The 24,979-nt window shown below is 49.6% G+C and carries 26 protein-coding genes; 21 read left to right on the forward strand and 5 right to left on the reverse strand.

The genetic code is table 11. The annotated features are described in order from the left end of the window. The 5 genes from xerD (at position 1) to QUE61_RS01455 (ending at position 3,182) form a co-directional block, all read left to right on the forward strand. The gene (gene xerD, locus QUE61_RS01435) at positions 1–906 is read left to right on the forward strand and encodes a site-specific tyrosine recombinase XerD (RefSeq protein ID WP_286307186.1); all 906 of its coding nucleotides are present in this window, start codon (positions 1–3) and stop codon (positions 904–906) included. A gap of 22 nt (positions 907–928) precedes the next feature. Further along, positions 929–1,546, forward strand: a complete 618-nt coding sequence (plsY, locus tag QUE61_RS01440; protein WP_286307187.1) for a glycerol-3-phosphate 1-O-acyltransferase PlsY — start codon at positions 929–931, stop codon at positions 1,544–1,546. Between the two features lie 9 nt (positions 1,547–1,555). Then, positions 1,556–1,945, forward strand: coding sequence for an MAPEG family protein (locus QUE61_RS01445; protein ID WP_286307188.1), 390 nt, complete (start codon positions 1,556–1,558; stop codon positions 1,943–1,945). A 27-nt stretch (positions 1,946–1,972) separates the two neighbouring features. Next, positions 1,973–2,737, forward strand: a complete 765-nt coding sequence (gene folE / locus QUE61_RS01450) for a GTP cyclohydrolase I (protein WP_286307189.1) — start codon at positions 1,973–1,975, stop codon at positions 2,735–2,737. A gap of 133 nt (positions 2,738–2,870) precedes the next feature. Next, positions 2,871–3,182, forward strand: coding sequence for a high-potential iron-sulfur protein (locus QUE61_RS01455; RefSeq protein ID WP_286261811.1), 312 nt, complete (start codon positions 2,871–2,873; stop codon positions 3,180–3,182). 94 nt (positions 3,183–3,276) lie between these two features. Here the strand turns inward: QUE61_RS01455 and QUE61_RS01460 are convergent, their stop codons facing one another. Next, positions 3,277–3,714 (reverse strand): rubrerythrin family protein, encoded by a 438-nt coding sequence (locus QUE61_RS01460; protein WP_108507821.1) that lies wholly within the window; start codon positions 3,712–3,714, stop codon positions 3,277–3,279. Positions 3,715–4,098: 384 nt separating this feature from the next. Between QUE61_RS01460 and pyrR the strand changes: the two genes are divergently transcribed. Next, positions 4,099–4,611: a bifunctional pyr operon transcriptional regulator/uracil phosphoribosyltransferase PyrR gene (gene pyrR / locus QUE61_RS01465; protein WP_286307190.1), complete on the forward strand. Its 513-nt coding sequence runs from the start codon at positions 4,099–4,101 to the stop codon at positions 4,609–4,611. Further along, positions 4,608–5,558, forward strand: a complete 951-nt coding sequence (locus QUE61_RS01470) for an aspartate carbamoyltransferase catalytic subunit (RefSeq protein WP_286225598.1) — start codon at positions 4,608–4,610, stop codon at positions 5,556–5,558. Before pyrR ends, QUE61_RS01470 begins: the two co-directional genes overlap by 4 nt. Here QUE61_RS01470 and QUE61_RS01475 read toward each other — a convergent pair. Continuing rightward, the gene (locus QUE61_RS01475; protein ID WP_286307192.1) at positions 5,538–6,461 is read right to left on the reverse strand and encodes a glycosyltransferase family 61 protein; all 924 of its coding nucleotides are present in this window, start codon (positions 6,459–6,461) and stop codon (positions 5,538–5,540) included. The two genes, QUE61_RS01470 and QUE61_RS01475, sit on opposite strands and share 21 nt — an antisense overlap. A gap of 125 nt (positions 6,462–6,586) precedes the next feature. On the opposite strand from QUE61_RS01475, the gene QUE61_RS01480 reads away from it, so the two are divergent. Genes QUE61_RS01480 through QUE61_RS01490 form a run of 3 tightly spaced genes read left to right on the forward strand, consistent with a single transcriptional unit; the run spans position 6,587 to position 9,765 of the window. Beyond that, the gene (locus QUE61_RS01480) at positions 6,587–7,927 is read left to right on the forward strand and encodes a glycosyltransferase family protein (protein WP_286307193.1); all 1,341 of its coding nucleotides are present in this window, start codon (positions 6,587–6,589) and stop codon (positions 7,925–7,927) included. Between the two features lie 12 nt (positions 7,928–7,939). Next, positions 7,940–8,839 (forward strand): DUF6492 family protein, encoded by a 900-nt coding sequence (locus QUE61_RS01485; RefSeq protein WP_286307194.1) that lies wholly within the window; start codon positions 7,940–7,942, stop codon positions 8,837–8,839. Beyond that, entirely contained in the window at positions 8,839–9,765 is a 927-nt protein-coding gene (locus QUE61_RS01490) for a glycosyltransferase family 2 protein (RefSeq protein WP_286307195.1), read from the forward strand. The genes QUE61_RS01485 and QUE61_RS01490 overlap by 1 nt, the downstream gene beginning before the upstream one ends. On the opposite strand, the gene QUE61_RS01495 is transcribed toward QUE61_RS01490, so the two are convergent. After that, a complete protein-coding gene (locus QUE61_RS01495) occupies positions 9,727–10,773 on the reverse strand; it encodes a hypothetical protein (protein ID WP_286307196.1) in 1,047 nt (348 codons plus the stop codon). The genes QUE61_RS01490 and QUE61_RS01495 overlap by 39 nt on opposite strands. Then, positions 10,770–11,783: a glycosyltransferase family 10 domain-containing protein gene (locus QUE61_RS01500; RefSeq protein ID WP_286307197.1), complete on the reverse strand. Its 1,014-nt coding sequence runs from the start codon at positions 11,781–11,783 to the stop codon at positions 10,770–10,772. Before QUE61_RS01500 ends, QUE61_RS01495 begins: the two co-directional genes overlap by 4 nt. A gap of 2 nt (positions 11,784–11,785) precedes the next feature. On the opposite strand from QUE61_RS01500, the gene QUE61_RS01505 reads away from it, so the two are divergent. The 6 genes from QUE61_RS01505 (at position 11,786) to waaC (ending at position 17,558) form a co-directional block, all read left to right on the forward strand. Continuing rightward, on the forward strand, positions 11,786–12,724 hold the full coding sequence (locus tag QUE61_RS01505; RefSeq protein ID WP_286307198.1) for a glycosyltransferase family protein: 939 nt from the start codon (positions 11,786–11,788) through the stop codon (positions 12,722–12,724). Positions 12,725–12,755: 31 nt separating this feature from the next. Then, complete coding sequence (gene rfbB, locus QUE61_RS01510; RefSeq protein WP_286307199.1) at positions 12,756–13,814, forward strand: dTDP-glucose 4,6-dehydratase; 1,059 nt, start codon at positions 12,756–12,758, stop codon at positions 13,812–13,814. Positions 13,815–13,835: 21 nt separating this feature from the next. Continuing rightward, positions 13,836–14,813, forward strand: a complete 978-nt coding sequence (gene rfbD / locus QUE61_RS01515) for a dTDP-4-dehydrorhamnose reductase (protein ID WP_286307200.1) — start codon at positions 13,836–13,838, stop codon at positions 14,811–14,813. A 37-nt stretch (positions 14,814–14,850) separates the two neighbouring features. Beyond that, the gene (gene rfbA, locus QUE61_RS01520; protein WP_286307201.1) at positions 14,851–15,780 is read left to right on the forward strand and encodes a glucose-1-phosphate thymidylyltransferase RfbA; all 930 of its coding nucleotides are present in this window, start codon (positions 14,851–14,853) and stop codon (positions 15,778–15,780) included. Then, positions 15,777–16,349, forward strand: a complete 573-nt coding sequence (rfbC, locus tag QUE61_RS01525; protein ID WP_286307202.1) for a dTDP-4-dehydrorhamnose 3,5-epimerase — start codon at positions 15,777–15,779, stop codon at positions 16,347–16,349. The genes rfbA and rfbC overlap by 4 nt, the downstream gene beginning before the upstream one ends. Before the next feature lie 75 nt (positions 16,350–16,424). Then, the gene (gene waaC, locus QUE61_RS01530) at positions 16,425–17,558 is read left to right on the forward strand and encodes a lipopolysaccharide heptosyltransferase I (protein WP_286307203.1); all 1,134 of its coding nucleotides are present in this window, start codon (positions 16,425–16,427) and stop codon (positions 17,556–17,558) included. A gap of 41 nt (positions 17,559–17,599) precedes the next feature. Here waaC and QUE61_RS01535 read toward each other — a convergent pair whose 3' ends face one another. After that, the gene (locus tag QUE61_RS01535; RefSeq protein ID WP_286307204.1) at positions 17,600–18,568 is read right to left on the reverse strand and encodes a GDP-mannose 4,6-dehydratase; all 969 of its coding nucleotides are present in this window, start codon (positions 18,566–18,568) and stop codon (positions 17,600–17,602) included. 158 nt (positions 18,569–18,726) lie between these two features. Between QUE61_RS01535 and QUE61_RS01540 the strand changes: the two genes are divergently transcribed. The 5 genes from QUE61_RS01540 (at position 18,727) to QUE61_RS01560 (ending at position 24,972) form a co-directional block, all read left to right on the forward strand. Beyond that, a complete protein-coding gene (locus QUE61_RS01540; protein ID WP_286307205.1) occupies positions 18,727–20,226 on the forward strand; it encodes a mannose-1-phosphate guanylyltransferase/mannose-6-phosphate isomerase in 1,500 nt (499 codons plus the stop codon). A gap of 35 nt (positions 20,227–20,261) precedes the next feature. Then, positions 20,262–21,395 carry a GDP-mannose 4,6-dehydratase gene (gene gmd, locus QUE61_RS01545; protein ID WP_286307206.1) on the forward strand — a complete coding sequence of 378 codons (1,134 nt, stop codon included), beginning with the start codon at positions 20,262–20,264 and terminating at the stop codon, positions 21,393–21,395. A gap of 83 nt (positions 21,396–21,478) precedes the next feature. Then, positions 21,479–22,459: a GDP-L-fucose synthase gene (gene fcl / locus QUE61_RS01550; RefSeq protein WP_286307207.1), complete on the forward strand. Its 981-nt coding sequence runs from the start codon at positions 21,479–21,481 to the stop codon at positions 22,457–22,459. Positions 22,460–22,562: 103 nt separating this feature from the next. Further along, complete coding sequence (locus tag QUE61_RS01555; RefSeq protein WP_286307208.1) at positions 22,563–23,591, forward strand: hypothetical protein; 1,029 nt, start codon at positions 22,563–22,565, stop codon at positions 23,589–23,591. 31 nt (positions 23,592–23,622) lie between these two features. Continuing rightward, positions 23,623–24,972 (forward strand): hypothetical protein, encoded by a 1,350-nt coding sequence (locus tag QUE61_RS01560; RefSeq protein ID WP_286307209.1) that lies wholly within the window; start codon positions 23,623–23,625, stop codon positions 24,970–24,972. Positions 24,973–24,979: the final 7 nt, after the last annotated feature.

The following is a 24,979-nucleotide window of genomic DNA, read 5'->3' on the forward strand; positions in this document are numbered from 1 at the left end:
GTGGTTTTGGCATCTCAAAATGCGATTGATCAGTTTTGTGATGCCTGTTGGCTCGAAGACGGCCTTTCAAAAAATACGTTAAGTGCCTATCGGCGAGATCTCACTTTATTTGCCACTTGGTTGGGTGAGCAAAAAAATGCCAGCGATCTTTATCACGTCCAGGAGGCAGATCTCACGGCCTACATGGCAGTAAAGCGAGGCGATAAAGCCACCACAGCCAATCGGCGCCTAACCGTCTTTAAGCGCTTTTATCGCCATGCACTGCGTCTTGGCTATGTCAAAGAAGATCCGTGTGCGAAATTACGAGCAGCTAAGCAAGCACAGCGTTTCCCCAAGGTCTTGAGTGAAGATCAGGTCATTGCGTTACTGAATGCCCCCAATATTGAGCAGCCGCTGGGATTGCGCGATCGCACCATGCTCGAGCTGATGTACGCGAGCGGCTTACGAGTCTCAGAAATTGTGTCACTCAAAACTGTATCGTTAGGACTCAATGAAGGGGTGGTGCGGGTGGTCAACGGCAAGGGCGGTAAGGAGCGCATTGTGCCTTTTGGGGGAGAGGCTGGGCAGTGGTTACGTCAATACCTACAAGAGGCCCGACCGATTCTTTTGGAAGGAAAAAATTGCCAAGAGGTTTTTGTGGGGCGCCGTACAGGCACTGGATTAACCCGTCAAGCCTTCTGGTTCATCATTAAACGATACGCGAGTCTTGCGGGTATCAAAGTGGCTCTCTCACCGCATACCCTGCGCCATGCTTTTGCAACGCATCTTCTAAATCATGGTGCGGATTTGCGTGTGGTGCAGCTCTTACTGGGGCACGCTGATATCTCCACCACCCAAATTTATACCCATGTGGCCCGTGAGCGTCTCAAATCCTTACACGCCACCCACCATCCGCGTGGTTCTTAATCAAATCCGCTAGTATTGATTTATGGACGAGTTGATAAAGTATTGTTGGTTGATCCCGGTGGCGTATTTGCTAGGGTCGATCTCGTTTGCGGTGGTTGTCAGTCGCGCGATGGGTTTGCCGGACCCCTATACCCATGGTTCTAAAAATCCAGGCGCTACTAATGTCTTGCGCACTGGCAATAAAGTCGCTGCTGCCCTCACCTTGATTGGGGACGCGGCCAAAGGGTGGTTGGCAGTCACTCTCGCGCGAGCAGTCTTAGGCGACGCCAGCCAGGAAAGCGTCAACATTCTCCTAGGACTAGTGGCGATTGCCGTCTTTATCGGACACCTCTATCCGATCTTTCATCGCTTTAAAGGGGGCAAGGGTGTAGCCACAGCCGCAGGGATCTTATTTGCCATCAATTGGGCTTTGGGCTTGGCCACTTTAGGAACTTGGTTGATTGTGGCAGTCTTTATGCGCTACTCATCACTTGCTGCCCTGTGCGCCGCAGTCTTTGCACCGATTTATTTCACCTTTTTATTTGGTGTGCAGCCCATGGGATTAGCTATTTTGATGATGAGTGCACTTCTCATTTATCGCCATCGCAGTAATATCCGCAATCTTCTCAATGGCACGGAGACGCGCCTCACTAAAAAATAGGCCATCACTATGAGCATTGCAATTATCTGTGTCATACTCGCTGGGTTTTTACCGATCATTGCAGCGGGCATTGCGAAGTTTGGTCCCACTGAGAACTCTGCAAGCGATCCCTATGACAACAACCAACCGCGCGAGTGGCTTGCCAAGCAAACGGGATTGCGTGCACGTGCGAATGCAGCGCAAGCCAATACCTTTGAGTCCTTACCTTTTTTCTATGTTGCGATTGCGATTGCGATGATCTTGCAAGCGCCCCAAGCACGCATCGATGTGTTGGCAATTGCTTACCTTTTAGCTCGCGTGGCCTATATTGCATGCTATGTGATGGACTGGGCGAACTTGCGCACCTTCGTGTGGCTCATTGGATTTGCGTGTACAGTAGCTTTATTCTTCCAAATTTAGGTCAGCACCCAAGACGCTGAGACTTTTATGCCCCGCGCAATTAAACAAACCCCATCCAAAGCGAGTACTCCATCAGTGACTCGTAAGAGTCGCAAAAGTGAAGAGGGCGCGCCACTTTCGCAAGTCATCCGTAAACGCATTCAAGCGAAGAGAGCCCGTTTTCATGCAAACGACAATATTGCGCAGTTCATTGAACCCGGTGAGATCGATGGTTTGATTGATGAAGTAGCTGGCAAGCTCCAAGGGGTTCTTGAGAGTTTGGTGATTGATACGGAGAGTGATCACAACACGCGTGGTACCGCCTATCGGGTGGCTAAGATGTATGTCAACGAAGTGTTCACCGGACGCTACACCCCACAACCTAATCTCACCAAGTTTCCGAACATTACGCGTCTAAATGAGCTCATGATCATCGGGCCCATTGCGGTCAAGAGCGCGTGCTCGCACCATTTGTGCCCGATTATGGGGCGCGTGTGGATTGGGGTGTTGCCCGATAAGCAAACGGCGCTGATTGGTTTGTCTAAATACGCTCGCATCACCGAATGGGTGATGTGTCGGCCACAAATTCAGGAAGAGGCCGTGGTGGAACTTGCCAACATCCTCGAAGAGAAGATGAAGCCCACTGGATTGGCACTTGTCATGGAAGCCGATCACTTTTGCATGCAGTGGCGCGGCGTGAAGGATCTCAATTCCAAGATGGTCAATAGTGTGATGCGCGGTTCATTTCTAAAGGATGCGAATTTGCGCCGAGAGTTCTTAGCGCTCATGGATAAGCAGCAAGGCAAGCAGTAGAGCCCCATCTTATTGATTTGAGAATCATTCTCAGTTAAAAAATCAATTAAATCAGTAGCTTATAAAACACTACAACGAGTGTTGATTTGTGTTTTAAGATCGCATCTGCAGTTTTTTTGAACACGGAGAATCCATGAAAAACACACGTCGTCAATTTTTGATCATGTCTGCTGCCGGTGCAGCCACTTTGTCACTCAATAACTTGGCTCAAGCACAAGCCATGGTTGCTGAGACCGATCCACAAGCACAAGCCTTGGGTTACAAAGCGGATACCACTAAGGTCGATACCAAGAAGTATCCAAAGCACGCCAATACGCAGCGTTGCGATAACTGCGCCCTGTACCAAGCCAAAGCTGGTGCTGCTGCTGGTGGTTGCAGCCTTTTTGCTGGTAAGCAAGTGGCCGCTGCCGGCTGGTGCTCAGCATGGGCTAAGAAAGCAGGTTAATTCGAAACAAGCCTTTCAACATCCTTGCGATGTTTAACCAAATAAAAATGGCGCTCAATTGAGCGCCATTTTCTTTTCCTAAAAAAACGACGAATTAGGAATTTGCCAAGTGTGCTTCTAAGGTCTTGGTGAACTTGTTAGCGTGGCTGCGCTCAGCCTTAGCCAAAGTCTCAAACCAATCAGCAATCTCGTCAAAACCTTCTTCACGAGCGGTTTTAGCCATACCTGGGTACATATCGGTGTACTCATGGGTCTCACCAGCAATCGCTGCTTGGAGGGCTTCGGCAACGGTCTTAGCAGGCATGCCAGTACCTGGCTCGCCAGCGCCACCATTGATCAAATACTCCATATGACCGTGAGCGTGACCGGTCTCGCCTTCGGCGGTAGAGCGGAAAACAGCTGCTACGTCGTTTGCACCAGCAATGTCAGCTTGGTTTGCGAAGTACAAATAACGACGGTTGGCTTGGGACTCACCAGCAAATGCTTCTTTCAACGACTGTTCAGTCTTGGTACCTTTTACCGACTTAGCCATATAAATCTCCTTTAGAATGAATGGGTTATAAATTTAGAGGCAGCGACGGGAGAGGCTCTCCCGGCACTAGTCCACTTAGTAATTATCAGAAATTTTGATGACCGTTTCATCGTATTTTTGTATAGATCCAATAGGAAAAAACTAGTGATTTTCTTAATGGATAGTTAAAGTTAATCAATCTTTAGGGGTATTTGTAAGTATTTGAATTCTTTGAGGGATATACGCGACACCCAGAAGACAGAGGAGGCTCTTGGATTTAGGTCGGTTTCATCCTGCCCTCTGTTTTGAAGCAATACAATAAGGTGCATTGGGATTGGGTCAGGTGCAGTACAAAATTGGCTCAAAACTTAAGGTGAGTCAGTCCAAATCAACCGATTCGAAAATATGGATGCTGAGCTTCTCTATCAAAAGTTACTAAATCATCTGCGGGAGAAGCTCCAAAGTGAACCAACCCTTCAGATCGCCGGACTTGCCATTGGCGGTGCCTGGGTTGCTAAGCGCCTCGCCAACGATTTAAGCTTGGCACAATACGGCGTGATTAATGTGGCGTTTCATCGCGACGATTATGCGGAGAAAGGGTTGGCAGCGATTCGATCGGCCGACACCATGGCAACGCATCTCCCCTTTGAGGTCACTGGCGCTCAAATCGTACTCATCGATGATGTGCTCTTTACTGGAAGAACCGTGCGCGCGGCGCTCAATGAACTCTTTGATTTTGGCAGGCCCGCTGCCGTGGAGCTGATGGTACTTGCCGATCGGGGTCGACGGGAGTTGCCGATCGCTGCTGATTTTGTCGGTGAGCATATCCAGCTACCGGACACTCAAATCCTGGCTTTGGAAAAAGTAACCAAGGGCAACCACGAACTCTTTCGCTTCGTTCTCGAGGAGCGCGCATGACCATGCAAACAAATTCCGCAGGCGAGCTCACCCATTTACTCACGCTCGAAGGTATGCCCAAAGAGCAGATCGTCCACATTTTGGATACTGCGCAGCAGTTTGTGAGCGTGACCGACCCTGCCCGTGAAGTGAAAAAAGTGCCGCTCCTGCGGGGCAAGAGCGTCTTTAATCTCTTTTTTGAGAACTCCACGCGTACCCGCACAACCTTCGAGATTGCAGCCAAGCGCCTCTCGGCGGATGTGATTAATCTGGATATCTCGACCTCATCAACCGCTAAGGGCGAGAGTCTCATGGATACCATCGATAATCTCATTGCGATGCAGGCCGATATTTTTGTGGTGCGTCACAGTGTCTCGCGCGCTCCGATTGAGATTGCGAATCACGTACCACCCTATGTCCATGTGATTAACGCCGGTGATGGGAGCCATCAGCATCCCACGCAAGGCTTACTCGATATGTACACCATGCGCCACTTTAAGAAGGACTTCACCAAACTTAAGGTAGCGATTGTGGGGGACATTGTGCATAGCCGCGTCGCGAAATCGAATATTCATGCGCTCACTGCTTTGGGTTGCACTGACATTCGCGCCATTGGTCCTGAGAGTTTGCTCCCCAATGATTTGGATTTGCTGGGCGTGAAAGTATTTCATAGCATGGAGGAGGGTCTGCGCGGCGTTGATGTGGTGATGACGCTACGCATTCAAAAAGAGCGCATGGAAGCGGGTAAGGTTCCTGAAGGCGCTGCATTTTTTAATCAGTTTGGACTCACCCCTGCACGTTTAGCACTCGCCAAACCCGATGCGATTGTGATGCATCCCGGCCCCATGAATCGCGGGGTGGAAATTGATTCAGCGGTGGCCGATGGTGCTCAATCGGTCATCCTCAAACAAGTCACTTTTGGAATTGCTGTCCGGATGGCGGTGATGTCAATCGTGGCGGGCAACTAAAGCTGCGATTGCGGCTGCGATGCTCTCATCAAAATAGACGTGACTGTCAAGAATTGCCTCATCTTGGGTTGCAGCTGAGGATGGTTTGAGGCGCTGACCGATAATCACTTGAAAATCCACCAGTGCACTAAGCCCAAACATCTGTGCCCAGGAGTTATTGCGATGTGGATTAATTTCGAGCACGCGAACATCGCGATCAAGAAATAATAGATTAAAGACTCCGGCACCTACCATGTAAGTAAAGGTTTTAGCCGAAGCCAAGGTTTGCAAATAGTCTTTAAAGCTGAGTTTTGATAAGTAGACAAGCTCAATGTGGTGATCGTTTAAAAACTTGGGATCAATATCGAGTAAATTTTTGCGACTCAGTTCATTGCGACCGTAGAGCAGATTTTTAGTGCGGTGTTCAGTAATGCCATTGCGCGCAAAACAAATCGCTTTAATCTCCTCGCAGATCGAGAGGTAGTCGGGATAGATTTTGAGATCTCGACCTTCCGGAGTGAGAATCAGATCGGAAAATTGGTAAACGCGAGAGCGATCGAGAAAAACCAAATAGTCTTTACCAATCACCGATTCAAGAAACTCTTGTTGAAAGCGATCACCATCAATCGAGACGCAAATTCGTTTTTTGTTCGTGCGCCAGACATAGTAGAGCGGAAAGAAGACGTCATGAAAAAAGTGCGCGATGTTATCAACGTGAATCAATAGCAAATAAAACGATTCGCCTTGTAGGTCAACGACCTGGAGTTCGGGGCCTTTACGAAATGCTTTGCGAACAAAGCGAATCCGATCGTGCTTGATGGCAATGGGTGCTTTGGTATAGAGTCGATGATCATGTAGAACATAGGGCGCTGAAATCCGTTCGGGTCGACGAAAAAAGTCAAGGAGTCGGTGAAGATTGGGCATCTCGTGGATTGAGGAATTGACTAGCGAGTAAGCCTACTATAATCGAGTCGTTCGCTCGTATTCAAAGTCCTCGCTAGGACTTCATCAAGAACAATTGGTATTAGGGGATCTTTTTAGAGAGTTCATTGAAAAAAATATCCGTTCCACCCACGCAACGCCGTTGGCTACTGCTCACCCATGCATTTAATATGGACGGCCGGGCGGCGAGCCTGACCATCACCGATAAGATCCCTTATTTTTTAGAGGCCGGGGTGCAGCCGATTGTGCTGAGCGCCATTACCGGTATTCACGATACGCGCTTTCCTCATCAGCAGTTCTTGGCCTGGGGCCCGTCAGCCTTTCGCTTTGACTTTCGCCATTGGATTGCCAATCAATACGGACGGGGGTGGTTTTATAAACTGACAACTCGAACGGTTTCGGTGCTCCTAGCCCCCTTCATTGCGATTGAAAAACTCCTCTTGGGTTACTCGAGTCAATGGTCCTGGGCGATCCCGGCGTTTTTGCGTGGCTACTGGCTCATCAAATCGGGCAAAGTCGATGTGATTTATTCGATTGGCAGTGCATGGTCAGCTCACTTAGCAGGCGTGTGGTTAAAACGCGCTACGGGCTTGCCACTGATTTCCGAGGTACATGATCCCTTGGTGATTCGTAAAGGTCCCAATGATCTTGGGATGGAAAAACCCAGAAATCGCGACGCGCGCTTTCGCCATTACCTAGAGCAACAGTTGTGCAAGTATTCTGATGATGTGTGGTGGTTTACCGATGGGGCGCTTCATTACGCCAAGATTCGTAATCCAAATTTAAATACCCCAGGCAATGCCCGTGGTTTTGTGGTGATGCCAGGGGCCAATCCACCGATTGCTGCAGAGCGCACCCCTCACCACTATGGCAACTACTTGAATCTATGCCACTTTGGTTCTTTGGCCAATGATCGCTCGCTTTCCATGATTTTGCGGGCGGTGCATACCTTGGTCGCTAAATACCCAGAGGCCCGAGCGCTTATCAAAGTGCATGCCTATGGTGCACCCTTGGATTCATTAACCGTCGAAGCAATCAAGCAATACGATTACGCCGATCTCTTGGTGGCGCACGGTCGTCTTGAGCGCGATCCGGTAACCGGTCAATCGGGGCGTGAACGCGTAGCGCAAAAGATGCAAGAGGCCGATATCCTTCTTCTCTTGCATGGGAACGATGAGTGGTGTGCGGAATACATCCCATCGAAGTTTTATGACTACCTCTGGGCGGGCCGCCCCATTTGGGGTATCACGCACCGCAATCCGCAGCTCGATCAGATGCTCACGGAGCGAGGATCCTATCTGAGCGCGGATGGCGATGCGGTAGGCATTGCCATGACGCTCGAGCGCATTTGGCTTGATTGGAAGAGTCAGCAACTCATTACCCCGATTTACAATCCAATTGGGGTGGATCAAGCGGTTCACACCATTTTGAGTCATCTTTACAACTAAGCGGGCGCGCCTTTGAAAGACATCGTTTTGTATTGCAAGTCCTACTCCAAGGACTTTTTGCGTCTGCGCAATTTATTGGCATCGATTGAGCAATACAACAAAGACCAGCTCGATTTTTACATTTCCACCTCGGAGAGCGAGCGCGCTGAGCTCGAACGTCAAATTGGTGTTCAGGGTTATCAGTGGGTCTCGGACGAGTCGATTGTGCGCGCTAACCCACGAGCGCCATTGGATATTGATAAGACCAAGTCCGGAGGCCTTGCGCAGCAGGTCATCAAATCCGAATTTTGGCGTTTGGGTCTGGCAAAGAATTACGTATGCTTGGACTCGGATTGCATTTTTATTCAAGACTTTCAAAAAAGCGACTTTATCGCGAGCGACGGCAATCCCTATACGGTGATGTACCAAAATAAGGAATACCACCAGTTAGCAACCAACCGAAACTACGCCAAAGCGCCGCGACACTTGCAAAGCGAAGCCGAGCGCGTCAAAGCTATTTTTGGACGCACGGGCCCCAACTACTATTGCCCCTGCCCACCCTTTATTTGGTCGGCTGCCGTGTGGCAATCGCTCGATACCAATTATTTAGAACCCCGAGGACAAACCTTGTGGGATCTGTGCACGCGCGAGCACCCCGAGACCTTGATTTACCTCGAGGCGCTTTTGAACTTTCGGGCGATTCCTCTTCACCCCATTGAGCAATTGTTTCGGGTGTATTACTACGATTGGCATTACTTTATCTTGCGCCGCTTGGGCGAGTCTATCCCGAAGCTCAAGGAAAACTACCTGGGTGTCATCTACCAATCGAGTTGGGATTTGAGCCTCGATCTTGGTCCGAGCAACAAATCCATCTTCTCGCGCGCCTTGAAAAAAATCAAGCGCGTGGGGCGCTATTTGCAAAGCTTCATCTAATGAGCGCGCAAGCTGCCATGACCACGCCGCTCGTAAGCGTCATCATGCCGGCCTTTAAGAGTGAGAAATACATTGGTCAAGCGATTGAGAGCATCCTCGCGCAAACCCATACACATCTGGAACTCCTAATTTTTGAGGACGGCTCCCCCGATCAAACCCGATCGGTCATTAATCGCTATACCGATCCACGCATCGTCAAGGTGCTCTCGGACCAAAATCAGGGCGTGGTTTATGCCCGCAATGCCCTCATTGATTTAGCCAAGGGCAAATACATCGCACTCATGGACGCAGACGATATTGCGGACCCCATGCGACTTGAAGCGCAGCTGCGTGTGTTAGAAAACAACGGGTGCGATGTGTGCGGTAGTGCCCAGTGGGTCTTGGATGATGCGACGCAACAGGTTAAAAAATCCAAAGACAAATTTTCGGACGCAGATTTGCGCGCGCTTCTGGCCATCTACTGCACCTTGTGCAACTCCGCGGTGACCGCGCGCGCCGAACTCTTTAAACGCTTCAAATACGACACCACGATTTTGACCTCCGAAGACTATTACCTATGGGTACAAATGGCTGCTGCCGGTGCTCGCTTTTTGAATTTGCGAGAGCGCCTGGTGACCTATCGGCAATACCCTGCGCAAACGAGCTCCGTGCATCTGGAAAAATTTAAGCGCTCCACAATTGAAGTGCAAAAACGCTACTTGACCCTCTTAGGAATCGATCTAAGTCTGCGTCCCGAACCACTACCTTGGCGAGAGCGTTGGCCGGTAGCGCTCACCTTGCTTTGCGCCTTAAAAGGGCGCTTTCCAGGGATGTCGTATCGGGCCTGCGGTGAAATTTATGCGCGCTTTCAGTATCGCCGTTCAGGGCTTTGGACGCCCTTGACCCGTTTAGAGCGTGCGTTCGCGGCCTGGTGGGCAAACCGCTAAGAAGTTGGCAATCGCCTCTTCACTCGTTCTATCAATCGCATCGGGAACTTCGAAGAGTTGCTGCGCACCGCGATACGAGTGCCACAGTTTTGGTACGAGTTTGACAGCACTACCCAGCATCCCAGCTAAGTGCGACATCCCGCTTTTGGACCCAATGAAGAGATCGGCATAGAGTAGATGGTGAAAGGTCTCTAAAAAGGGCGTATCAATGTGCTCGGTCACAGAGTGATCGCTATGGGCAAAGTATTGGGTCCAAGAAAAGGGTTCTCCCTTCTCCGACTGGTAAACACCTTGTTTGCCTTCACTAAAGATGTGGATCGCAAGGGGGCGGTGCGTCGTTCTCACAATGAGATCCAAAATAGCGAGGTACCAGGAGTCGGGCAGCATGCGCGTGGCGAGATCAGAGAACTGCCGACCCGGTAATAAATCACCGCGGCGAATGTGGAGAGCAATATTGAAGCGCTCAGGTTGATACGAAAGAGTAATCGGATCGGTTTGACGTGCCTTGTCATAGAGTTCACGAAACCACCCCCGCGTACTCGCGTACTCGTAATCGCCAAAGCGATTGTTGCTCACCCGAAACACGGTATTGGGTTCTGGGTGAGCTTGAATAAACTCATCGACTGGGCGATAGACTTCATCATCGATTTGCGCATTTGATGGAATGTGCATTTCAAACGGGGGAAGATCGATTACCTTGAGTTCACCCTGGCGAATGCGCTCTTCAATCGCACTGCGACTCGGAAGAATGCTTGCGAGACCCAGCATGCGATTGAGATCATCGCCAAGATTGTGGGTTTCATGGGCGCGGGCGCCTCGGAGTTGGCGCAGCCCTTGCCGAAGACGCCAGCGCCAATCCGTATTCGATGATTTGCGAAGCTGCTCTTTGGCATAGGCAAATTGCAATTGATGGCGCGTGGCAATTTTGATGCCGCGATTAATAAATCCGAGCGAGTGACCAATCCCTGCATCGGGATTGTCGTAGTCAATGAAGTAGCGCTGATTCATTGTCCGAGATCACTCAAAATGCGCCTGCGAATGATCGATACGTAGCGCGTGGTGTCAAAGGCCATGGCGGCTGGGCTTTTTAAAAAGTCGGCAATGTGCGCTTGGTAGCGCGCGTAGGTTTTGGCATCGATGGATTTTAAGTAATGATGAACATCGGCGGTGCTTGCAAACTGCCGGCGATCAATAAAGCACTCACTCGGTATGCGCTCACCAATCGTCTGCGACCCCCAGTACACCGGTACGCAACCCGCAAAAAAGCAATCAAAGATTTTTTCAGTAATGTAATCGGGTAAATCTGCCACATTCTCATAGCAATAGGCAAATTTGGTTTTGCGATAGACCACCGATTTATCTTCGATTTCACCGGCGTAGCTGGGAAAAGGTTTGTAGCCAACCAGTTGGGAAGCGATGCGCTGCGCGCGCCGCTTGATTTTTCCCATGCGATCAAAGGCGGGGCTGGGCTTTCCCCAGCCTAAGCCATAGAGCGCAAAATCAGCCCGCGCATGCGTTTCGTACCAACGAATCACCGCTACACGCTCGCGGTAGAGGTCTCCGGGGATGCCGGGTGGAAAGGCTTTATTGGCATTAATGATGCAACTAAAGATGGGGCGCTCGTCAAAGTGGGGAGTTGCCTCATAGCGAATTTGATTGGGAATCAGAAGCGGCACGGCATTGGGTAGGTGCAAAAGATCGCGATTCCAGGTAAAGAAGGCATTAAATTGCGCCAAGTAGGCAGGATCGCGATTGAAGGGGCAAATGATCGGATTTTCGGTGGCAATCAGGTATTTGGGGCTGGGTAAATCAGGCGTGACTTGACCATCGTGCAGCAGGTGAAAGGCAATGGCTCGCCCCAGGTTCACATCGGGGTTATTGAGTTCCACGCCGTGCGCCAAAAACTCGGAGCGCAAAAGCCGATTGGTATAGGTCGGGTTATAGGTATGATGTTGATCAATGACCTCAAACGAGGCGTTTTTTACCCGATCCGGTTGATAATAATTCGCAAATTTCATTATTGATGACACTATACCGCTCACGAGACTCTCACCACCGGCCTATCTCTGAGTCTTCCATTTTATTGGCAGGCCCCGTGCGCAATGTCGCCGCCACCATTGAGCGCGAAGTCAAGACCTTGATGGCGAGTTTGGCGAACTTTAAAACGAGCGCGTGCCTGGTGATTGAAAGTGACTCGAGTGATGCGACCGTTCAGCAATTAGAGCAATTGTCCAAGACCATGCCCCAGTTTTCCTATGTCAGCATGGGGCAGCTCAGTAAGCAATATCCCAGACGAACTGATCGGATTGCCCTGTGTCGTAATGCGATTATCGATGCGGTAGCGCAAAACCCAGAGTGCGCGCAGATTGATTACATTGCCATGGCCGACATGGATGGCATGAATCACCTCATCACCCCGGAAAAAATTGCCCAGTGCTGGAGCGTGCCTGAAAACTGGGATGTGATTACCGCCAATCAATTGGGACCGTACTATGACATTTGGGCACTACGCCATCGCGATTGGTGCCCGACCGACTGCTGGCAGCAAAAAACCGCGCTTGAAGCAGTGATTGGCGATCGACCGGCTGAACATTTAGCGGTGACCGCGCGGCAAGTGACTCTGGATCCGCGCGCAGGACTCATTGAAGTTGATTCAGCGTTTGGAGGTTTAGCGATTTATCGTCGTGAGGCGTTTCTCGCAGGGCGCTATGCGGGCACTGATCGTAAGGGTGGCTTTGATGTAGCGGACCACATCCCCTTTCATGAAGACTTGCGTCAAAAAGGCTATAAAATTTATATTAATTGTGCGCTGATTAATTGCGCGCAATACCCTGATGCCGTCGAACCGCCGCTACCCCAAGCACCCAAAGGGGTGCTTAAACTGGTTCAGCGCTTGGGGCAGATGCTCTTTGGCAAAAAACGCTTTAACAAATACCTAGACCTCATGAAGTCTCCCTAGGTTTGCAACTTTTGAACAATAGAAACAAGCGATGATTCTGGTTACTGGCGGCGCAGGCTTTATTGGTGGCAACTTTGTACTCGATTGGCTCAAAGACCCCCATGCCGAAGGCATCATTAATCTGGATAAATTAACGTATGCCGGCAATTTAGCCACACTTGATTCGCTAAAAAACGATTCGCGTCATGTTTTTGTGCAGGGGGATATTGGCGATCGCGCTCTGGTCGCGCAACTATTAAAAGAGCATCAACCGCGCGCGATTGTGAACTTTGCGGCCGAGAGTCATGTGGATCGCTCAATTCATGGGCCAGCCGATTTTATTGAGACCAATATCGTAGGTACCTTTAATCTCCTCGAGTGCGCGCGCGAGTACTGGAGTGGCTTACCAGACGATGCAAAACGAACGTTTCGCTTTCATCATGTCTCCACCGACGAGGTCTATGGCTCACTAGCACCCACCGCTCCGGCATTTACGGAGACCCATTCTTATGAGCCCAATAGCCCGTATTCTGCCTCTAAAGCCGCATCTGACCATTTGGTAAGAGCCTGGTTTCATACCTATGGGTTTCCCGTGGTCACCACCAATTGCTCGAATAACTATGGACCCTACCATTTCCCCGAAAAACTCATTCCCTTGGTCATTCTCAATGCGATTAATGGCAAGCCCCTACCGATTTACGGCGATGGTCAGCAAGTGCGCGATTGGCTCTATGTCGGTGATCATTGCTCAGCAATTCGTGCGGTGCTCGCTCACGGTGCGCTTGGAGAAACCTACAACATCGGCGGCTGGAATGAGAAAACCAATCTCAGTGTCGTGCAAACCATCTGTCAGATTTTGGATGAGTTAAGACCGAGGGCCGATGGTCAGTCTTATGCCAAGCAAATTACCTTTGTGAAAGACCGCCCTGGCCACGATCGGCGCTATGCGATTGACGCCCGCAAAATTGAGCGCGAGCTTGGTTGGCGACCCGCTGAAACCTTTGATACGGGGATTCGTAAAACCGTGCAGTGGTATCTCGACAATCCATCCTGGGTGGAGGGGGTGGTAAGTGGCGCCTATCGCGATTGGGTGCAAAAGCACTACAACTAAGATCAATTGGCACATCATTCGATGAACATTCTGGTTTTTGGTAAAGATGGCCAATTAGGTAAAGCCTTTCAATGCGTCTTTACAGATCAGAAACTTGGCGAGTTGCATCGCATTCACTACGTGGGGCGCGCGCAATGTGACCTTAGCAACGCCGATGCCATAACCAATCTTTTACGAGAAACGAAACCAAACCTCATCATCAATGCCGCGGCGTATACAGCGGTGGATCAAGCTGAACAAGAAATCGATTTAGCCTATGCCGTCAATGCCAATGCGCCAGCCATCATGGCGCAATACGCTATGAAAGAGGGCGCAACTTTGTTGCACTACTCGACCGATTACGTCTTTGATGGCATGAAAACCACTCCCTACCTTGAGAGCGATGTGCGCAATCCCTTGGGGATCTACGGCAAAAGTAAGGCGGCTGGCGAAGCGGGGATTGAAGATGCTTTTAAGCAAGACCCTCATATAAAGGCACAATTTGCGATTTTGCGAACCAGCTGGGTCTATGGCGACGGGGGTAACTTTATTCGTACGATCTTACGGCTCGCTAAAGAGCGCGAAAGTCTCAAAGTAATTGCCAATCAATATGGGGTACCTACCAGCGCACCTTGGTTAGCGAGTATTAGCCTACCGATGGTGCTTGATGAGAACCATCAACTGCGATCTTTTCCCTCGGGGCTTTACCACGCCATTCCCCAAGGAGAAACCACGTGGCATGCATTGGCATCGTTTGCAGTTCAAGCTGCAATTGATGCGGGTGCGGATCTAAAACTGCGTCCCGATCACATCATTGCCATTCCTGCTTCAGAGCACCCTTTACCAGCACCACGACCGATGAACTCGCGCATGGCGCGACCTGCATTAGATACTCTAATGAATCAGATCTCTAAAGACACTGATGTGACAAAATGGCAGCAATGGCAACAATGGCAACAATCATGGCAAAAGCCAGTCGCTGACTATGTTCAAGATTTAGTGATTCATAAAAATATTTAGAGCTTCCTAAAGGCATTTCCCGATGACTGTAAATTCAATGAATTCAAAAAATCGCAAAGGCATTATCTTGGCGGGAGGCTCGGGTACACGTTTGTATCCCGTCACGCAAGCAGTCTCTAAGCAACTCATGCCCGTCTATGACAAGCCGATGGTTTATTACCCGCTAACAACCCTGATGCTCGCTGGTATTCGCGATATTTTGTTGATTTCCACTCCGCACGACACGCCGCGCTTTACCGAGCTATTAGGCGATGGTTCACAGTGGGGGTTGAACATCACTTACTGCGTCCAACCTTCACCCGATGGTTTAGCCCAGGCCTTTATTTTGGGTAAATCCTTTGTCGGTCATCAGCCGAGTGCCTTGGTGCTGGGCGACAATATTTTTTATGGACATGAGCTCGTGGACCAGCTTCAACGTGCGAGTGCCCAAACCGATGGTGCCACGGTATTTGCCTATCACGTGAATGATCCTGAGCGCTATGGCGTCGTGGAGTTTGACAAAGATTACAAAGCCATCTCAATTGAAGAAAAACCTGCAAAGCCGCGCAGCAGTTATGCGGTAACTGGCCTTTATTTTTACGATCATCAGGTATGCGATATTGCTGCTTCGATTAAACCCAGTGCTAGGGGCGAGCTTGAGATTACGGATGTCAATCGTGCGTATCTCAATCACAATGCCTTGAGTGTTGAAATCATGGGGCGCGGCTATGCTTGGCTCGATACGGGCACACATGATTCGCTTTTGGATGCCGCAGGGTTTATTGCTACTTTGCAAAAACGTCAGGGCTTGATGGTCGCTTGTCCCGAGGAGATCGCTTACCGACACGGTTGGATTAGCCAAGAGGCCGTGGAGAGGGTAGCTAATCAACTCAGTAAAAGCAGTTATGGTCAGTATCTATCCAAAATACTTCATGAGTTAAATACCAGCGCACAGCCAATTAGTTTGTCTGCCAAAGCAAAATCATGACTATCGATACCAATCCGAAATTGCAAGTCAAGCCCACCGCGATCCCGGAGGTCTTGATAGTCGAGCCCAAGGTCTTTGGGGATCAGCGCGGTTGGTTTACTGAATCCTTTAATGCCAAGGATTTTGCCAACGCGACTGGGCTGACTGTGGAGTTTGTGCAAGATAACCATTCGTACTCACGGCAGTGGACACTGCGAGGGATGCATTACCAACTCAAACACACGCAAGGCAAACTGGTGCGAGTGGTAGCGGGTTCGGTCTTTGATGTGGCTGTGGACTTACGCAAAAACTCATCGACTTTTGGCCACTGGGTGGGGGAGATATTAAGCGCTCAAAACCATCGCCAACTGTGGATTCCACCCGGCTTTGCGCATGGCTTTTTGGTCTTATCCGATACTGCAGAGTTTTTGTACAAAACCACCGATTACTACGATCCAAAGAGCGAAGTCTGTTTGTCATGGTGCGACCCCACCATCGCGATCCAATGGTCCATTCCAGCGGGCGTAGAAGTTTCGCTCAATACTAAAGATGCGGCAGGTCTATCCTGGGAGCAGGCCCCCAAGTTTTAGTGGTATCCATCGAGTCGCCCTGAAAGTCAAAGGAAATGAGCAAGGCCCATCACTAAACCATACGATAATCGAGCCATGGCTAGTTCATCGCAGACGCAAGGGTCACAGCGCGCATCCATCCATGAGATTGATGGGGTAGGATCGATCACTCAAGAGGGGGATGCCCCCAAAATCTTGATCGTCAAGCTCTCGTCCTTAGGCGATGTGCTCCATACCTTGCCCATTGTTTGGGATTTGCGCAAGCGCTTACCCCATGCGCAAATCGATTGGATTGTGGAAGAGGCCTATGTCCCATTACTCAAACCCTTAGAAACCACGAGCACATTTAGAGGGATTGATCGAATTATTCCGCTCGCGTTTCGCCGCTGGCGCAAAAGCCTTTGGAGTCGAAGTGCCTGGCATGAGTTTTTAGCGATGCGCCAAATGCTTCAACTCACCACCTACGATGTGATTCTTGAAACGCAAGGCTTAATCAAATCGGCGCTGGTGTGCGCACTTGCAAAAAAATCCGCTCATGCGGTGGTTGCAGGCCTGGGGAATGCCACCGAGTACTCAGGCTATGAGCCGTTGGCACGCTTTTTTTATACCCAAGCAGTTCAGGTGCCTAAACAGTGCCACGCGGTTGATCGCGCGCGTTGGGTGATGTGCTCGGCAATGGACTGGCCACTGATTAAACGCGAGAACGAACCACCGCAGTTTTATCCTCCTGAATTTGTAAAGCATCTTCCAACCCTACCCCTTGAGGGTCTTTCGAAAGTGGGTAATGATCTCATCGCGCCGTATGTGGTGTGTTTTCATTCCACGGCGCGCGCCGCCAAGCGCTGGGCTAATGAATCGTGGATTGATTTAGGAAAATCATTGGCTAAAGAAGGCTACCGGTTAGTACTGCCTTGGGGGAGCACGAGCGAAAGGCAGGTGAGTGAATCCATCGCAAGTCACATCCCCGGGGCAATCGTTCCAAGAGCCATCTCGATTGAAGAGGCCTATTCACTCATTGGCCATGCCGCACTCATCGTGGGTGTGGACACCGGCTTAACCCATGTGGCCGCTATTTTGGGTAAACCCACGGTCGAGATTTATTGCGACTCCCCGAGGTGGAAAACTGAAGGCTATTGGTCAGAGCGTATTTCCAATCACGGCGATGTGCAACAACCACCGACGGTTGCCGAGGTGGTGAGTAGCTGCCAGAAATTGATTAAGTTCGAGTAATGATAGGGAATGAATCGTAGCCCAACTTATTTCGATTGGCTCTAAAGCCCTAGTTTTTGTGATTGGGCAGCACACATGCGTTGAATCACGCCATCCACATTCGTGGGTTTTGCCCAGTTTAGGAGAGTGATGGCGCGCTCTGGGTTGCCCACGCTGTATTGGATTTCATTGGGTCGGAAAAACGCAGGGTTGATTTCTACATGGGTTTGCCAATCCAAATCAAAATACTCAAAGGCTTTAGCGACAAAGTAGGTGAGCGACTCCATGCGGCCCGTAGCGATCACAAAATCATCAGGCCTATCTTGCTGCATCATGAGCCACATAGCTTCTACATACTCCGGGGCCCAGCCCCAATCTCGACAAATATCTAAATTACCCAGTTGAATCTTTTGAAGTAGCCCCGCTTTAATTTTGCTAGCACCCACAATGATTTTTTGGGTGACAAAGCGCTCCGGACGTAAGGGCGATTCGTGGTTAAACAGAATGCCCGTGCAAGCATATAAGCCATAAGACTCGCGGTAGCTGTTAATGAGCCACTTGGCAGTTGATTTCGCGACTGCATAGGGGCTACGGGGTGCAAAGGGTGTGGATTCATTGGCGGGGGTCGTGCCAGTATCACCAAAACACTCGCTGGAGCCAGCATTGTAAAAACGCACAGACTTCCCCAATACCCGAATGACTTCTAGGATATTGAGCGTGCCAATCGCGATACTCTCGATCGCTTCGACCGGTTGTTCAAACGAGAGTCCCACCGAGGTTTGTCCAGCCAGGTTGTAAATCTCATCGGGATCGCAGCTTTGAATGGCATTAAACACACTACGAAAATCATTAATGGAAACAGAGAGGAGCTTGACTTGTTCGCGAATCCCCAAAATATTCAAATTATGAAAGGAGGAGGCCATCACATCGCGCGATGAACCGGTTACGGTATAGCCTTTGCCTAATAGGTATTGGGCTAGGTAGGCACCGTCTTGGCCGGTGATGCCAATAATGAGGGCTTTTTTGCTCATACGCTAATGATACGAACTTTTGGGAGGCACTTACAGCGCCAGGTTTTCATGAGGATCCATGCAGAGCTCGGTGTCAGGGGCAGAGGACCTCAGCTTAGATGCCTTGTGGGAGCCTTTGCTTCTCCCCTTCCCCCTTTACAATACGATTATTCTGAAAAATGATACGAATTGTGCCAAACCCTAATTTAAACTCCAAAGTCATCCCTGTCATTCTTTGTGGCGGCTCGGGCACGCGTTTGTGGCCCTTATCACGCTCGGGATTTCCCAAGCAATTTCTTGTTCTCTCAAGTAATGAAGACCAGCATAGCCTTTTTCAGCAGGCTCTAAGCCGCGCTCAAAAAGCCATTGGAACCCATGCTCACCAAGAGCCTGCCCTCATTGTGACTAATGAAGAGCATCGGTTTTTAGTACTCGATCAATTGCGTGAGTTAAAGGATGTAAAGGCAACGTTGCTACTCGAGCCGGTAGCGCGTAACACTGCCCCGGCGCTCACGCTAGCGGCATTGTGTGCACAGGCGCAAGGCGATGACCCTATTTTGCTCATTACCCCAGCCGACCAAACGATTGCCAATCAACCTGCTTTTGAGCTGGCGATGCACTCCGCACTGCAGATCGCGCAATCCGGGGCAATCGCCATCCTGGGCGTAACCCCCACTGGCCCAGAGACTGGCTACGGGTACATCAAGGCTAAGGTCAATGCTCAGGGAGCAGGTGATGTTGGCATGACCGTTGAGCGTTTTGTTGAAAAGCCCGATGTGGCAACTGCGACCCAGTATTTAAAGGAGGGTGGCTACTATTGGAATGGTGGTATGTTTGTACTCAAAGCCAGCGTATGGCTTGCAGCCCTCCAGGCATTTCGCCCAGACATTTTGCAGGCAAGCACTCAAGCATGGGGTGGTAAAACCAGCGACGCGCACGATGGCACCGTATTTATTCGTCCGGACAATGCCCTGTTTGAAGCGATTCCTAGTGAGTCGATTGATTACGCGGTAATTGAAAAATGCCCAGGCAGTAAATTTCCCATTCAAATGGTCCCATTGGATGCGGGCTGGAATGACCTGGGTGCTTGGGACGCGGTCTGGCAAGTCGGCGCTGCAGATAATGCCGGGAATGTGACGCGGGGCGATACGGTTTTGGATCAAACCACCAATAGTCTGGTGTACTCGAGTACGCGCTTAGTAAGCGCAGTGGGGGTGAAGGATCTTGTGATTGTGGAGACTGCCGATGCGGTCTTGGTAGCCAATCGTGCCAATAGCCAAGAGGTCAAGGCGATTGTGAGCCGCTTGGAGAAAGCGGGGCGTGAAGAGAAAAACCTGCATCGCAAAGTCAATCGCCCCTGGGGTTGGTATGACAGCGTGGATGAGGGCGAGCGCTTTAAAGTCAAACGCATTCAAGTCAAACCCGGAGCGAGTCTCTCGCTTCAAATGCATCATCACCGCGCTGAGCATTGGATTGTAGTTAAGGGTATTGCCGAGATTACCAATGGTGATCAGGTGCTGACTTTGCATGAAAATCAGAGCACTTTCATCCCCCAAGGGCAAACCCATCGCTTAGCCAATCCTGGCACGGAGCCCTTAGAAATTATTGAGGTTCAATCCGGCTCTTACTTGGGTGAGGATGATATTGTGCGCTTTGAAGACACCTATGGGCGACAATAAGCTCAATCACGAATAATGAAGTTAAGAGGGAAGCCATGAGTAAAAATCAAGCCAAAGTTGCTTTAATTACCGGAATCACTGGTCAAGACGGCTCTTACCTTGCAGAATTTCTATTAGAGAAGGGCTATGTGGTGCATGGCATTAAACGCCGCGCTTCACTCTTTAATACCGAGCGTATTGACCACCTCTACGAAGATCCGCATGTCAATCACCCTCATCTGATTCTTCACTATGGGGATCTCACGGATACCAGTAATTTGGTACGCATTATTCAGCAAACCCAGCCCGATGAAATTTATAACCTGGGTGCGCAAAGCCATGTAGCGGTCTCCTTTGAGTCCCCCGAATACACGGCGGACGTCGATGCAATTGGGGCGCTTCGCATGCTCGAAGCGATTCGTATTTTGGGTTTAGAGAAGAAAACCCGCTTTTACCAAGCCTCGACCTCTGAGCTCTATGGTTTGGTGCAAGAGATTCCCCAAAAGGAAACGACCCCCTTTTATCCCAGAAGCCCGTATGCAGTCGCGAAACTCTATGCCTACTGGATTACCGTCAACTACCGTGAAGCCTACGGCATGTATGCGTGCAATGGCATTCTCTTTAACCATGAATCCAAACGCCGCGGCGAGACCTTTGTCACGCGCAAGGTCACCCGGGGCCTTGCGAATATCGCCCAGGGCTTAGAGAAATGCCTCTACATGGGTAATATCGATGCGCTGCGCGATTGGGGTCATGCCAAAGACTACGTACGTATGCAGTGGTTGATGCTCCAACAAGACAGGCCCGAAGATTTTGTGATTGCGACTGGCGTGCAATATACGGTGCGTGAGTTCATTCAAAAGAGCGCTAACGAGTTAGGAATCACACTCAGATTTGAAGGCAAATCGGAGGCCGAGAAGGCGATCGTGGCCAAGATTGAGGGGGATAAAGCGCCTGCGCTCAAAGTGGGTGATGTGATTGTGCAAATCGATCCCCATTACTACCGCCCCACTGAAGTCGAGACCCTCCTGGGCGATCCCACCAAAGCTAAAGAGAAGCTCGGTTGGGTCCCTGAAATTACCTTAGATCAAATGATTCAAGAGATGGTTACCCATGACCTCGAAAAAGCCAAGCAGCATGCGCTATTGAAAAAGCATGGCTATGTGGTGGCGGTGGGCAAGGAAAAGTAAGCGAGAAGAAATAGAGAAGTAAGCAAAAAGTAACCGAACAGCAAAACACACTTAACTCTCTTGTAACAAATTTAGGACTCTTCTTGGCAAACGATCTTCAACAAAAAATCTACATCGCGGGTCACCGGGGTATGGTTGGATCAGCTATTGCGCGCGAGTTAGGGCGCCAAGGGTATACCAATCTGATTTATCGCACGCACCAAGAATTGGATCTTACCAATCAAGCGGCGGTTCGTGATTTTTTTGAGACCGAAAAACCCGATCAGGTGTATTTAGCCGCAGCCAAGGTAGGCGGGATTTATGCCAATAACACCTATCCTGCGCAATTTATTTATGAGAACCTGATGGTGCAAAACAACGTAATTCATCAGGCGTTTATGAGCGGCGTTAAAAAACTCTTGTTTTTAGGGTCAAGCTGCATTTATCCCAAGTTAGCCCCGCAACCCATGGCGGAGGATGCACTCTTGACTGGGAAGCTCGAGCCTACCAATGAACCTTATGCGATTGCCAAAATTGCGGGGATCAAAATGTGCGAGAGCTATAACCGTCAATATGGCAAAAGCCATGGGGTGGACTATCGCTCGGTGATGCCCACCAATCTGTATGGGCCTGGGGACAATTACCATCCTGAAAATAGTCACGTGATTCCGGCACTCATTCGGCGTTTTCATGAGGCAAAGATCAATCACGCACCCGAGGTCACGATTTGGGGAACTGGTACTCCTAAGCGTGAATTTTTATATGTCGATGATATGGCTGCTGCTAGCGTGTTTGTCATGCAGCTCGATCCGGTAGCCTATGAGGCGCAAACTGAACCCATGCAAAGCCATATCAATGTGGGTTTTGGTAGCGATATTACGATTGCACAATTAGCCGATGCGATTGCCAAAGCAACTGGCTATCAAGGTCAGATTACCTTTGATCCGACAAAGCCGGATGGATCCCCGCGCAAACTCATGGACTCTAAACGATTAAACCGTCTAGGGTGGAGCCCTAAGGTTGGGTTGGAAGAGGGTCTGGCCACTGCTTATAACGAGTACGTGAAGCTGGATTTACGAAAATAGCCCCAAAAGCACCCTTTGCGACGCATCGAGCCACTAAGGGTCATCCGTTCACTTCGTGGTTTTAAAATTTAGAATGATTTTGAAATTGATCCATTAGGAAATAATGAAGAGCGCGTTTCGTATTGACCACATCCTATTGCGAATTCTCTTTGGCCGACGCTGGAGAGAAAAAGTGTGGGCATCCAAAGCGGACGTTGCTCGCTTGCAAGCCCACATCACGGCGACTACGACTCCATTTTTAATCAATCTAGATGGGGTAAAACGCATCAAGCTTTCTTTGAGCATCCCAAACCCAGCGTATAACCCGAGTTTATTAAAAATACCCAGTGGCTATTTGATGACTGCACGATCGAGCGCAGTTCATGTGTTTAATGACCGCGTCTGCGTGACGAATCCCGATGCTCCCAAAGATGTCAATTATGTGATGTGGCTAGATGCGCAACTGAATATCATCAAATACGACATTCTGGATGAATCATTGTTGAGTAAGGATGCATCGGGTTGGACCTCTGCTCTTGAGGATATTCGGCTATTTGATTGGAAGGGTGAGGTGTGGGGTATTGCTGCCGTTGGTAATCGCTTGGAGGGCGCCATTGGGCAGGTTATGGTTCGGCTTGATGGGCATCGGATTACTCAGTATCGTATCTTGCCTTCGCCCCGAGAGCAGAAAGTAGAAAAGAACTGGATTCCGGTTGCCCATGCATCGCAGTTAAAGTTGATTTATAGCTTAGAGCCATTGCAAATTCTCTCGATGCACTCTCCCACGGAGCCAATCTGCTTGCCAGATAAGTTTGATTCGGTAGCGGCTGAAGTACCCTATCCGTACCGCGGGGGATCAAATTTAGTGCCATATGCCGACGGGTATTTGGCAGTGGTGCATTCAGCCCCAATCGCTTATCAAGGCGCTCGGATGTACACCCATCATTTCGTGCTCTTTAGCCCCGATCTTCAGATCATTGAAATTAGTAGACCTTTTTTCATCGAACATATTGGGATTGAGATTGTGGTGAGTATGGTCTTGCAAGACGATGGCGTCATCATTTCCTATGGTGTTGGGGATCGACTCTGTCGATTACTCAAGATTCCCCATGCCGTGATAGATCGATTGATTTCGTGTGAATCGATTATTTAATTTACCCTCCCTTGGTCTTGTGCTCATTGTCATGAGCGCTATCCTCTTGGGATGTTGGGCGGTCAAAGACACCATTGCTCTGCGTAATGCCATGCTATTTTTGGGTGCTCCAATCGCAGCGCTCTACTGTTATCAAGTCTTTAAAACGTGGCACGATCAAGGGATTGCGATTTCGTTTTGCTATTTCATTCCAATTATTTTGATTGGTTTGATGTTTGGCTGGATCATATTTCATTTCTTATTTCTAGCCCGCTTTCCTGAGCTGCAATTTCAAGAATTGCGATCGACCTGGCTTCGGGCCTTTATGGGGGTGGTGTTGGGGTTGGCCACCGGAATCGCGCTTACCAAGCGACCCGCGGCAGTGAATATCCTATGGCTTGGATTCATACCGAGCTTTCTTTATTTGTACTACCAGTATGCACAAAAAGCAGCCATTGCCCAGAGTCTCTTTGCACCGGACTATCACGGTTATATTTTTTACGGCAAGATCAGTGGTGTTTTGGTCGGCACAATCTTCATTGCTGGAGTCTTAGGAACCCTGTTGGATTTATTTCCTCGCCTAGGCGCGCGTGCGAAGTGGGCGATGATTATTTTCTGGCTTTTTGCCACAGGCATTGCCTTGTTTTCCTATGTCTTTATTTTTGATGCGCTCAACGGCGTTGGGCTAAGCTTTTTGATTTTTGGTGCAGTGGGCGTCGGACTTTTGATTCGTCTTGTTCATTCTTTTTTCGCAAAACCCGAGATAAAAAAAGTTGTCATTCACTTCGTATTTTTAGTAAGTCTTGTTGGCGCTGCCGGATGGTTTGGTTGGCATCAAGCGAAATTGAATCCTGGTTGGGCGACCCTGATCGAAGATATGAATATTGCCGTGCAAGTGCATGAATATCCCAACTGGCAAGATCCAGCCACTTTAGGATTTCCAAAAAATGCCTTAGGAAAGCAAGTGCGGGTCAATACTTACGAGAGAGTCTCTTGGGCAGTAGTCGGGATGACCATCCTTGCCCCGCAAACCCCCCTGGGCGTGGGCATTCTCAGTCGACCATTTGGCATGTTATTGAATGAGACATTTCCAAATAGCTCTAAAGGAATCATCTCAAGCCATAGTGCATGGGTTGAATTGACTTTAGCATTTGGATTTCCTGCCTTAGTGTTGACATTAGGGGCGATTGGATCAATTTTGGTCCTTGCCCTTCACAGCAGCGGGCCCTTTCGGTACTTAGTACTACTTTTAGGATTTTCGATCCTCTGTTTATATACTGTAGGGGAAGTGAGCTCCCAACACGGGATTGAAATTTTATATTTCATGATTGCCTTAATGGCAGGGCTATTGATTCCTCAAAGGCCAACCTATAGTGCGCTAAAGTCTGTTGATCAATATTAGATAGATA

Source organism: Polynucleobacter sp. HIN5 (assembly GCF_030297555.1).
In the GTDB taxonomy this organism is placed as follows: Bacteria; Pseudomonadota; Gammaproteobacteria; order Burkholderiales; family Burkholderiaceae; genus Polynucleobacter.